5 protein-coding genes and 1 pseudogene are annotated in these 12,002 nt (G+C 55.5%); 4 read left to right on the plus strand and 2 right to left on the minus strand.

Annotation, left to right across the window (positions count from 1 at the left end; all coding sequences use genetic code 11):
• The 3 genes from tnpC to MKD38_RS29630 form a co-directional block, all read left to right on the plus strand.
• On the plus strand, positions 1-2,734 hold a 2,734-nt coding region (gene tnpC, locus MKD38_RS31185; RefSeq protein WP_371925757.1), incomplete at its 5' end, for an IS66 family transposase.
• Positions 2,735-3,317: 583 nt separating this feature from the next.
• The gene (locus MKD38_RS29625; RefSeq protein WP_240988740.1) at positions 3,318-4,349 is read left to right on the plus strand and encodes a pyridoxal phosphate-dependent aminotransferase; all 1,032 of its coding nucleotides are present in this window, start codon (positions 3,318-3,320) and stop codon (positions 4,347-4,349) included.
• A gap of 14 nt (positions 4,350-4,363) precedes the next feature.
• Positions 4,364-5,962 carry a thiamine pyrophosphate-dependent enzyme gene (locus MKD38_RS29630; protein ID WP_012354697.1) on the plus strand — a complete coding sequence of 533 codons (1,599 nt, stop codon included), beginning with the start codon at positions 4,364-4,366 and terminating at the stop codon, positions 5,960-5,962.
• A gap of 556 nt (positions 5,963-6,518) precedes the next feature.
• On the opposite strand, the gene MKD38_RS29635 is transcribed toward MKD38_RS29630, so the two are convergent.
• Both MKD38_RS29635 and MKD38_RS29640 read right to left on the minus strand, forming a co-directional pair.
• Positions 6,519-8,882 (minus strand): PEP/pyruvate-binding domain-containing protein, encoded by a 2,364-nt coding sequence (locus MKD38_RS29635; RefSeq protein ID WP_197714832.1) that lies wholly within the window; start codon positions 8,880-8,882, stop codon positions 6,519-6,521.
• Between the two features lie 560 nt (positions 8,883-9,442).
• Positions 9,443-10,426: pseudogene (locus tag MKD38_RS29640) on the minus strand (transposase).
• Between the two features lie 687 nt (positions 10,427-11,113).
• Between MKD38_RS29640 and MKD38_RS29645 the strand changes: the two are divergent.
• A partial coding sequence (locus MKD38_RS29645; protein ID WP_371925758.1) for an efflux RND transporter periplasmic adaptor subunit occupies positions 11,114-12,002 on the plus strand: 889 nt, incomplete at its 3' end.

Below are 12,002 nucleotides of genomic sequence, written 5' to 3' on the forward strand. Positions count from 1 at the left end.
CCTCGCGGAACGCGAGGCAATCAAGGGCGAGCTGCGTGTGATGACGGTCCAGCGAGACCTGCTCTTGGAACAGCTCAAGGCGTTCCAGCGTAAGCTGTTCGCCGCCAAGAGCGAGGCGCGAGGTTCGGAGCAGAAGGACTTGTTCCTCAATGAAGCCGAAGCCTTGGCGGCGGCCGCGCAGCCAGCGCAGGAAGAAGAAGGTACGCCCGAGACCGAAGTGGCCGGACACAAACGCAAGAAGCGTGGCCGCAAGCCGCTCCATCCGGCGCTGCCCCGTGTCGAGGTTCGTCACGAACTACCCGAGTCGGAACGCGTCAGCCCCCTCGATGGCCAGACTCTGGTCGAGATTGGCGTCGAGGTCAGCGAACAGCTCGACATCGTGCCGCAGCAGGTCCGCGTGATCCAGCACCAGCGGGTCAAGTACGCCTGCCCATGCTGCGACGGCGGCATCAAGACAACGCCGGCACCGGCGCGCATTATTCCCAAGGGACTCCTTACCGAATCGGCGCTGGCCTGGTGCATCACCTCGAAGTATCAGGATGGCCTGCCGCTGTACCGCCAGGCAGCGCTGCTGCATCGCTTCGGCGGGGACCTCTCTCGCGGCACCCTGGCCGCAAGCATAGTGCGAGTAGGCCAAGCGGTGCAGCCAGTCGTCAACCTGCTGCGCGACCATCTGCTGGAAGCAGACGTCGTGTACGGTGACGAGACAACGGTACAGGTGCTCAAGGAGCCCGGCAGGCCTGCCCAGAGAAAGAGCTTCCTATGGGCGCAGATGAATGGCACGGGGCCGCCGGTACGGTTGTTTGCCTATAGCCCGACACGCGAGACAAAGCAGGCTACGGCTCTCTATGCCGGTATCAAGCCTGGGGCGGTGTTGATGACCGACGGCTATGCACCATACGACGACGTCTCAAACACCTATCAGTTGGTGCATCTCGGATGCTGGGCACACGCGCGCCGCTACCTGGTCGAGGCGGAGCAAGCCTTGCCCAAGGACAAGCGCCCCGACCACCCGGTCACCGGATCCCTGCAGCGCATCGGCAAGCTGTTTGCCATCGAAAGCCACACGCTCAAGATGAAGCCGGAACAACGGCAGCAGGTTCGCGCCGAACAAAGCCAGCCGCTGCTGGCCGAGATCGAAACAATGCTGCTGCAACATCTGCATACCGTGCTGCCGCAAAGCCTGTTCGGCAAGGCGCTGCACTACCTGCATGGGCAGTGGCCAAAGCTCGTGCGCTACATCGAGAACGGAACCTGGCCGATCTCGAACAATCCCTGCGAGAACGCGATTAGGCCATTCGTGATCGGACGGAGAAACTTCCTCTTCTGCGACACCGTGGCCGGTGCCAACGCCAGCGCAAGTCTTTACTCGCTGGTGGAAACCTGCAAGGCCAACGACGTCGATTCGTATCAGTATCTCGTTGCCTTGTTCAAGGCGTTGCCACACGCACAGACAGCCGACGACTACGAGGCTCTGCTGCCCTGGAGGCTCAAGCCCTCAACCGTCTTCGGATACCGCCGGCGGCCGGAAGGGACGCCCTTAAAAGACCGCTTACAGAAGAAGGGTATCGTGGAATCGGGAGTCAAGTACGTAAAGAACAGCTTCGGGCCGCTGCGCGACTTCCGCGACCTCGCCGATGCCAACCGCCAGGTGCGCGCCTGGGTCATGGCCGAGGCCGGCACTCGCATCCACGGCACACCGGGATGGTCACGTTCAGTTCGAGCGGGCTTATTACTCGGCGCCGTTCCGTCTGGCCGGCAAGTCGTGTGGCTCAAGGCTACGGCGACGATGGTGCATCTGTATGAGGAATACATCCTGCTTGCTACTCACTTGCGACAGGGTGCGCTCGGCGCCCGCAGTCCCGTCACCGACCATCTGCCACCCGAGGCACAGGCTTGGCAATTGCACGATGTCCAGTGGTGCTTGCGCGAGGCCAAGCGCATCGGTCCGTCCTGTTCCGCTCTGGTGCGCGTGCTGTTCGGCGATCGAGTTCTGATCAAGTTGCGTGCTGTCCAAGGCCTGTTGCGGTTCGCACAGCAATGCAGCGACGAACGGCTGGAAGCCGCCTGCCGGCGGGCCAACCACTTCGGCACGCCCAACTACGGCGCGGTCAAGCAGATTCTGGCCAAGGGGGCTGGATCTCGAACCAGCGCCCACGGTCAGCACGCTGGCCACCACCTACGCCCAAGGCGGCCGCTTCTGCCGCGACACCCAGACGCTGCTTCTTCATTGAATCCCATGAATCCGATCCCCGAACTCTCCTCCGCCCTCAAGCAACTGCGCCTGTCTGGCGTTCTCGACACGCTGGAAGTACGCAATCGCGAAGCCGTCGAGCGTCAGTTGGCCCACACCGACTTCCTCGCCTTGCTTGTCCACTACGAACTGGCTCGCCGGGACCAGAAGAAACTCAGCCAACGCGTGCGCCGCGCCAGCTTCCGCGGGGAGAAGACCCTGGAGGGCTTCGACTTCGACCGCCTGCCAAACTTGAACCGGGCGACTGTCTATGACCTGGCCACCGGCCGCTACATTGAGGAGAAGGCCTGCATCTTGATCGCCGGACCGTGCGGTACCGGCAAGAGCCACTTGGCCCAGGCACTGGGGCATGCCGCCGTCCGCGCCATTCTTGAGACCCCGTTCGAGCCCGATCCAGGCGACTCCGCCTGGCTCCATTACGCCGAAGATGCCCGGTTCCTTTATGCCGGCGATCGACAACGCCTGACCGCTGGCCCCTGATCGAGGCAACCACAATATCTCAAGGTCAGCAGGGTTCGCGCGTACGGCTATCCTGACGAAGATAGTCCGTAAAAATATCAGTAAATGTTCGTTCCATGAAATAACTTCATGGCGTCTTGAAAACGGATCATTTTACCGACCTCGCACCGAGCAATTACAATAAAGACTTGGCTTGAAAAGAAAGCGGCTAGGGTCAAGCTAAGAAGTGTAGAAATTTTAGTGCATCCCGAGGGGGCATGGGATAAGGAAGTGTAGCGGTATCCAGCATCGCCGCAAATAAAGGAGGCCCTTTGCGCAAGCCTCGTTGATTATGCCTTGCCATATTCTTAGTCGTATGTTGAGTGATATTCTCCATTGAGCTTGAACTCATCCGGCATCAAGCGGACGAATCAATTTCGTGTGGACACACGGCACACACAAGGCACTTCCGCGAACATAATGCTCATGAATTATCGAGGGGGAAGTTCAATCCAGCGGAGGAAAGATTAGTCCACTTTTCCGAGTCGTTATCGGGTATCCAGCGCTGAAATAGTGAAATATCTCCTATTTCACTATTATAAATGGTAAATCATTTGATGAAATGATGGCGGACGAAGAAATAATGCAGATTACGAAACTCTCCTCAAACGAGAACCCATTTGGCCCATCACCCAAAGCAGTTGATGCCGCGAAACTAGCAATTGCCTCTGCGAATCGCTATCCAGAACGCACCGACAAAAAGCTCTGCGACGCCCTAGCTGCCTTTCATGGTAGAGGCCTTACAAGCGCGCAATTTTTCTCGGCAAACAGCGGTGTCGAAGTACTGTCTTTAGTGGAAGATGCGCTGATTAAGCCTGGTCAACGTGCCATCATATGTCCGCCGTGTTTTAGTGAATATTCAAAATCTCTTGCAAATAAGGGATGCGAGATAGACAGAGTACCGCTGATTGGATCGGATTTCCGCTTGGACGTCGATGCAATCCTACGCAGGATAAACAAGGATACCAGGTTGCTATATCTTTGTAATCCAAATAATCCGACCGGGACCTGGTTTGGGGAAAGTGTGTTGGGTACAGTGTTGGGAAAAATTCCGGATGATGTCACCGTAATATATGATGAGGTGTATTATCAATTTGCTACAGAAGAAGGCCTTCCTGATGCTATACGGCATGTCCTCGACGATCAAAATGTCGTGATTGTTCATAGCTTTTCCAAGGCTTATGGTTTGGCTGGTATGCGCATCGGTTATGGGATCGCGCCGCAACGGATAGCTCAGAGTGTGAAGAAGCGGAAACGAAATTTTCACCTAAGCGCAGCAGGAATGGATGCTGCAATTGCCGCTTTGGGGGATAGGGTTCACTTGCAGCGCACCGTCGATAACAACCATGCCGAGCGGCTCAGGCTCGCGACCGGGCTAAAAGCCCTGAATCTGGAGGTGACACCAAGCCAGGCAAACTTTCTCATGGTTCGCTGTCCCAAAGGCTTCAACGCTGAGGAACTGGCAGGGCTCTTGGTTGGGAACGGGGTCATGGTACGTCCCGCATTCGATCTGCCGCACTGCATAAGAATCACGGTCGGTGCACCAGGTGACAACACGAGATTACTCGCATTATTGGATACGCTTCTGGAGGGCTGAAGACTATGAGAGCTATGACGGGTGGTGAGGCAGCAGTTCTTTCTTTGCATAACCTCGGAATAAGGACGGTATTCGGTCTACCTGGCATGCAGAACGATTGGCTCTATAATGCATTTTTCGATCATCGAGAAAAATTCCGGATAATTCACACTCGACATGAGCAAGGTGCGGCATATATGGGACTCGGTCATGCTCTGGTCAGCGATTTGCCCACGGTATTCAACGTTGTTCCGGGGCCAGGCCTTCTCAATTCAACCGCCGCGATCTCAACGGCGTACGCACTTAACGCAAAGCTGATGTGTTTGACCGGTCAGATAAACTCAGCGGCAATAGGAAGAGGTTGGGGTGAATTGCATGAAATTAATGATCAGCTCTCAATCTTGCGTTCCCTTAGCAAATGGGTAGCAACTGCTCACACCCCATCGGAGATTCCGATCTTGATCGGTGAAGCCTTTCACCAGATGCTTTCGGGTCGACCTCGACCAGTTGGGCTGGAGATTCCAATGGACGTGTTAGCCAGCACGGCTCCCGCCGATCCCCAACTCAAACTACGGACTCCCTATGAACCTCCTCTGGACGAGGAAGCTATCGAAGAGGTCGCCAAAGTGCTAGGTGCCTCTGTTGCTCCAATGATATTTGTCGGAAGCGGTGCGCAAGGCGCGAGCACATTGGTCCGGCAGTTAGCGGAGGTCTTACAGGCACCGGTCGTGGCATATCGTACCGGTATGGGGGTTGTGGATGCCCGTAGCTATCTCTCCCTGCACCTGCCTGCCGCGAAGGACCTTTGGGGAAAAACCGATGTTGTTCTGGCCATCGGTACCAACATGCGAATACCAGCAAAAAAATGGATTCGGACACATCGGCCGGATATTATTCGCATTGACGTTGACCCGACCACACATCGTAGATTTTTTACGCCGAAGTGCGAAATTACGGCTCGGGCAGAGCAAGCCTTGCCACTCTTGCTGAGAAGGCTTGAAGAATACAATGCCGTTCGACGTCCACGAGAAACTGCATTGATGGAAGTCAAAGCCGCATGGGAAGCGCGTTCAGCGGTGCTCGAACCACAATTGAGCTATCTGAAGGTTATCCGTGAAGAAATAGGTGAACATGGAATATTTGTAGACGAATTAACCCAGGTTGGCTTTGCGAGTCGCATCGTTTATCCTGTATACAGTCCCCGCACTTACATATCTACCGGCTATCAGGGGACACTCGGATATGGCTTTCCGACTGCGCTCGGAGTGAAGGTTGCAAAGCCAAACGTACCCGTGGTTTCTATTACGGGGGACGGCGGGTTCATGTTTGCCGTTCAAGAGCTAGCCACTGCTGTACAGCATAAGATTTCTCTGATCGTTCTGCTTTTCAATAACAACTGTTTTGGAAATGTCCGCCAGATGCAAGTCAACGACTACGGCGGTAGAATTATAGCAACTGATCTTCGAAATCCAGATTTCTGCCGTTTGTCGGAAAGCTTTGGTGCACAAGCGTTCCGAACGGACTCTCCCGAAGGACTGCGGTTCGCATTACGTCGGGCCATCTCAACGACGAGTGTACCGACGGTGATCGAAGTCAGCGTGGGGGATATGCCAAGTATTGACCAGTTCCGGTGAGGTGATTCTCCATTCTATGAAGTTTTCGATAAATCTAACCGCTTCGGGAGCCCGTATTGAGAACGGCGGGACACATATGAGTTTCCAAGTGTTTATGGGCTTGACCCCGTGCCTGACTAGAATCCCTCATATAACGGCTGAGTGATCATCGCCGCCATCGATTTGTTTATTTTCACGCGCTTCCAAATCAAACGGGCACCTCAGTTGGCGACGCTCATGATGTCAACATGAGCCTGACATCACCTAGCGATTACAATTGTATTGACCGTTCGCCTTGCTGAGTAAGTTCGATCATGGTATCGGATTTATCACGCTGGTTACCTCCTACCCTATGAGAGCATCAGGGCGACCTGTTGCGCGAAATCATCCTGGAATATGGAGTCGAAGGGCTGACCGCCCCTCGGCGGGCCGTGATCAGTGTGCCTGCCGAGGGCCAAGCGAAGCAACTTGGCTATGAGGTCTTCACGAGTTTCGATAAGGCCGCTCGTGGGAGCGTTCTAATGCGGCGAGGGCATCGCCGTACTCCGTGTTCAGACATCGCTTCCATTTCCATAGCTTAACTGAGAACTTGGACGCGTTGAGCTGCACATTCGAGTCGAATAACGCGTGCGTTCCGCCATTGCTCAAAGCGGCTGCCGGCGCCGATAACGGCGGGAACACCAAGTTCACGCGCTCTGATTGACATATGTGAATTTTCGCCACCGTACTTCGTGATAAATCCCTTGACGCCGTGCGTGAATATCCAGTCAAAACCGGGGTCAGCATTTTCCATAAAAACGATGCTGTCCTTGAACGACGAACCATGTACATCCGTCACAAGCCCCTCAACTGTGAGCGCGGTGATGAAGCTCGGGCGGGAGTGGAAGACATGGAAGCCGAAGATGTCTTTTGGGGAGCACAAAAGATCAGGAAGGCGGAGATATCTGGTTGTTTCCCAGTGCTGTCGATTTCTCTCGACTGCAGACCGCAGAAAGGTCGAAGGATTGGAGCGAATCTCTAAAGAGAATGCAATGTCGGGCATCGTAAGGAACGACAGATCGTCTCTGCTAAGACCAAGATTTGCTCCAACGAGTGCGAGCATCTCCAAGGCGTCCGAAATTAGACGGCTAAAAGAATGTTTGACGCGTTCACGGCCCTGAATCGCCTTCATTGCAAAGGCTTCAAATATCGGCCAATCGAAAGCGTAGCCGGTTCGATCGAACTCGGAAGAAAGGGCCGATATCTGGGCAGGTGACAGAGCTAAGTCAATGGCGGATACTTCTGTCGTCTCCTCTTTGATGGTGCGATTCATCCAGTCGAAGTATTTACTAATAGGATCGTCGTATCGAGGAACGGTGATCTCGTATGTGCCAGGGCGAATATGGCCGTGCAAATTTAAAAATTCTGCAGGCTGTAGTGCAAAAAAATCGTTTACTAGTTGGGCTGCAACGGAGTCGGAGGCGCGCACGACGGCATCCAGGAACCCCGGGCGAAGCAATTTCTCAGACTCTAATGACTTGAGAATGTCCGTCGCTACGAAGGCCGCTCTCGCAATCTCAGAGAATAGCACTGTGCCATGCACGTGCACTTTTTCGATCAGCGACAGGACATCAAGCAATCCGTGGTCCTCATTCCAATTTGTAAATTTTGCAGTGGATTCTAACGCTTCGATGCCGTGTCTAGCACGATCAAAGAGGTCATCGCCAGTGATAATGCGGTTCGTTAAAGCACGTAGCAGGTCTAGGTACGATGCCCATTCGTTCTCAGAAAGGCTTGGGAATAGCTCGCGCCAATGACCGTCCCTCATTCTTGGTTTGAGGCAAGTTGGAACAACGCGAAATTCTATTTTGTCATGAAGCTCTGGCTTAAGAATTAAATTGCGTTGAGCATCGGTGATGATTTTTTTTGCTATGGAATTGGGCAATGCGGCCGGTAGAAAAGAGGCGACGCTTGCTGATACAGAAACATATGGTGTGCCGCCAATCATATGCATTAGGGGAACTGCGCGCAAATCTCGGTACCCGAAATTTGCCCGCGCGGAAGCCCACGCGGTATTAGTGAACAGGTGACGAAAGAGGGAGGCGGCCAATGGCCGTGGCTTAGTTCCTATCAACTCGGCGGGGTTCACATCCGGCATGACTCCAAGAACTTCCCCTACGAGTCCCTGGCGGTTATTGAAGCTGTTGACGTCCTCAATCGACGCTTCAACGCCATTCAGTGATTGGAGAAGCATGGCAAGGTGGCCTGCGCTGTATCCACATCTCCGCGGGGCTGTTATGGGCCGTACCTGGAAGATCACCACGGTTCCATTATTCGAGATCCCGAATTCGATATCTACCTCTTTAATGCCAACAATTTCGATCACTTCTTCTATTGCTGGCACCAAACGCCGGAGAGGCTCCGGTGCATCGTGGCCCGGTACAAATATGTAAGTGCGGGTGCCGTTTCCACCAGAAGTCACAACTGTAGTATCGCCGCTCTCATCGTAGCTAACAATATAGTATGGAAGGCCAGATTCAGGGTCGCATGTCATGACAACGCCACTTACCGCGATATCTTTGGCCATCGGTTGGACGAACACCTCGTCGGATGGCAATAGGGTGCCGTACGAAGAGAACACATCATCTATTGCTTGAATCAGTTGCTCATCGGTACGGACATTTAATACAGAAAGGTACTGGCCGGCTTTGGATTGCTCCAGACTATCCTCGGATGCTGCGCTAGATCTAACTGCTAGAGGATCCGATATTCCGAAAGAAATTTTTATTAATTTGACAATCTTTGTGGAACTTGTGCTCCATTGTGCATGCGTCACACGATGAAGCGGATAAACGTCGAATTTAGAGGCGGCTGCTCTGAGTGCGATTAATGTTTTCGCTTTTGTGTTTTTGAAGGGGGCGGCGTCTGGGAAAATCCTCATGGAGGAGTTTGATTTGTCCAAGTTATTGATCTCCAGGCTAATAATATGTTCCGTATTTTTGGTGTGATTTGTGGTCCAAATGCAGCGAAATTATGTGGCATTAGGTAAATTTCCACATCGACGCGCCGCAAGTACATAGAGCAACATGCGTGCCAAACCTAAACACATAAATGCTCACAACTCAATGGATTGATTGAGAGCGGGGACTTCGAAGGAAATGACAAGCCGATCGTGGGCCGTTGAATGTCTATGAGGGGTGGCGTGGACCTTCAACGCGCCCGGCATGAGTGGACTATTCGGGCCTTCGGTACTGGCTGCGGGCTTTGGCTGGGTCTCGATAGGCTGTGCGCATTTTGATCGAGACAATTAGCAATGATCCGTTTGCTTATATAGTAAAGGCACTCTTTACTTTATTTATTGGTATGTCGCTATATGATCAATGGCGGCGACTATTGGTTGGAAAGACGACGATTTTGTCGTAAAGCAGACTTTTGCTGCTACATTGGTGACCGCGAAACCATGGCAACACCATTTCGACAAACATGCCAAGGTTGCCGTCCTGTTTAGGCATTTTGTTTGGTTCAACGAGGAATTCCGGGGAAGGCCCCGCGGATTTTGAGGAAGAAATACTCCTGGTCTGGGTAGCAGTAGACATGGCGCTTGATGACCTTAATCGTGTTGCTGATCCCCTCCGTGTTTAACGGCTGCCGGCAGCGGATGTACCTCCTGAGGGGCACTCTGATTCTGCGGGTTGCGCAGCAGCAGCCAGCGCGTGGACTTGAGCACCCGCCTGGTACTGTGATCGTGCCGCAGGCGATTGGCCTGGTCGACGCGAACCCGGCCAAGGGCCTCGCGCCCGTACTTGGCCACGACGTTGGAACAGGTCATAGGCGCTTCCGAAGCCCAGCTCGTACGCGGTCGTCATGTCGATGGGCGACTGCCGCGACGCGCTTGGCCGCGTCCGGTTAGGAGTTGCTCGAGGAACGTTGATGCCGTCTCGCGCGAGTGGCCCTTTCCGATCCGGAGCACGTCCGATCGGATCGATGACCACTGTGGTGTAGCGATGTCGCTTGCGCAGGGTGAATCGTCCGTAGCCAGATAAGGGATTGGTCGACCACAGGCTCGCGCAGGCGTGCCTTGTCGATGGATTTGACGGTACGCCAGCCCAGTTCGTAGAAGGCGCCCACGGCCTGCACCGTGCAGCTGCGTAAGCAAATGGCCGCAGCTTGTGCCAGCCGGGCTGTGGGACGCGTTGATCGCGCCCGAGCTATTCCAGCCGTTCAAGCCGGGGGCCGCCGCACTGGCCGCACCACACCCCACGCCGCGGGAAGTGCGGCACAACGCGGTACTCGAACAGCGGCAGATCCCTGACTCGGCGAACTAACGTCTGTGAGTCTGATGACACCGCGCCGCGCACTCCTCGCAATGCATGACCTTGCTGACAGCATCGGATAGAGCGACAGCGTGCGGCTCTCGCCCTCGGGCCAAGCCACACGTTGCGGCCTGCAACCTGAAAAGCAACTCAATGCTGTGGTAGTGTGAAGCCGGCCGCGAGTTGTTGGCAACGAAGGGATCCGTCTCTGACGTGGGCATTCATATTGTGTCCAGATTGAATTCGGTTCGCCCGCGTTGTGGGCGGGCCGCGGCCGCAAGGATGTGCGTTGTGGCTACATGTATTCCGGCGATTCCTCATAGGTTCTAGTGATCCCGGCCTCTTGCGGTCGGGTCCGATCTTGCCCTGCGTCACGAATGGGAGGTGATTGAGCAGGCCGGCCACTTGAAAGCCAATTCCAGCACAAAGGAAGCATACGGAAGTACCTACGAGGGATTGCGCGTTAATGAGAACCTTCTATACTCGGCGCTCGACAGCCCTAAAAGGTTGCGCTTTACCGTGCGCCATCAGATTGATGATCTATCAGAGAATCCCTACGCGCAATTCGGGTCTGACTGACGGACAGATTATTATGGTGCGGCAGATAATTTGGAATGAGAGGTTCTGTGTATAGCGGGTCATTAAATTCACCGGGCTTGCACCGTTGTGCGTTCTCGTTGGGGGTACCAAGTCGCAGGCCTAAGAGCGGTGTGCTGGCGGGTGCTTATCGTGATCACCCCTTTGGTAAGGGACTGAGCGTGAGTGACGCAAAAGAAGTCCCGAGGTGTCGCAGAGTATTTCCGCGACGATATGTTCGGGCAAGCCTTGAAGGATGGGTAAGGGGTTGCCGCCAAAGCCAGTAACCGTCCAAAAGGCCGACATGAAACGAAAGAACCTCCTAGTCACTATTGGCTGCACTTTTTTAGTGCTGGGCATTGTGACCTACGTGCGCACCGCTAGAAGTTCGCATCGGATATTTGAACCTGAGGAGGCCAGCGGCGTCGAATTCCTGCAGACAGACTTGGTTCAAGTGGCGCGCCAGGACCTGCAGTTGTCGCTACCACTGTCGGGCAGCCTGCGCGCGCTGAACCAGGCCTCGGTCAAGGCCAAGGTCTCCGGTGAGGTGAAGCAGGTGCTGGTGCGCGAGGGCGAACCGGTGCGCGCCGGCCAGGTCATCGTGCGCATCGACCCGGCCGAATACGAGGCCCGGGCCGCGCAGGCGCGCGGGCAGATGCTGGCCGCGCGCGGCCAGTTCGAGAATTCGCGCCAGACCTGGGAACGCAACCGCGAACTGGTCGGCAAGGGCTTTATCTCGCAGACCGCCTTCGACAAGTACCAGTCCGACCTGGCGGTGACGCGCGCCAACCTCGACGCTGCCCAAGGCGGGCTGGCGGTGGCGCAGAAGGCGCTGGCCGACACCGTGGTCAAGGCGCCGCTCGACGGTATGGTGGCCGCGCGCGCGGTGCAGCCTGGCGAGAAGGTGTCGCCGGATACGCGCCTGGTCGATGTGGTCGACCTGCGCGTGCTGGAGCTGGAAGCGCCGATCCCGATGGCCGAGGTGGCGCGCGCCGCGGTGGGCCAGCCGGTGGCGCTGGAAGTGGAAGGCGCCGGCGGCTTTGCCGGCAAGCTGGTGCGCATCAACCCGGCGGTCAGCGAGGGCACGCGCAGCATCATGGTCTATGTGCGCGTCGACAATGCCGACCAGAAACTGCGCGCCGGCATGTTCGCGCGCGGCGCGCTGGTGCTGGGCCAGCGCGCCGCGGTGGTGG

It is taken from the genome of Cupriavidus sp. WGlv3 (genome assembly GCF_023952475.1).
GTDB classification, from domain to species: domain Bacteria; phylum Pseudomonadota; class Gammaproteobacteria; order Burkholderiales; family Burkholderiaceae; genus Cupriavidus; species Cupriavidus phytorum.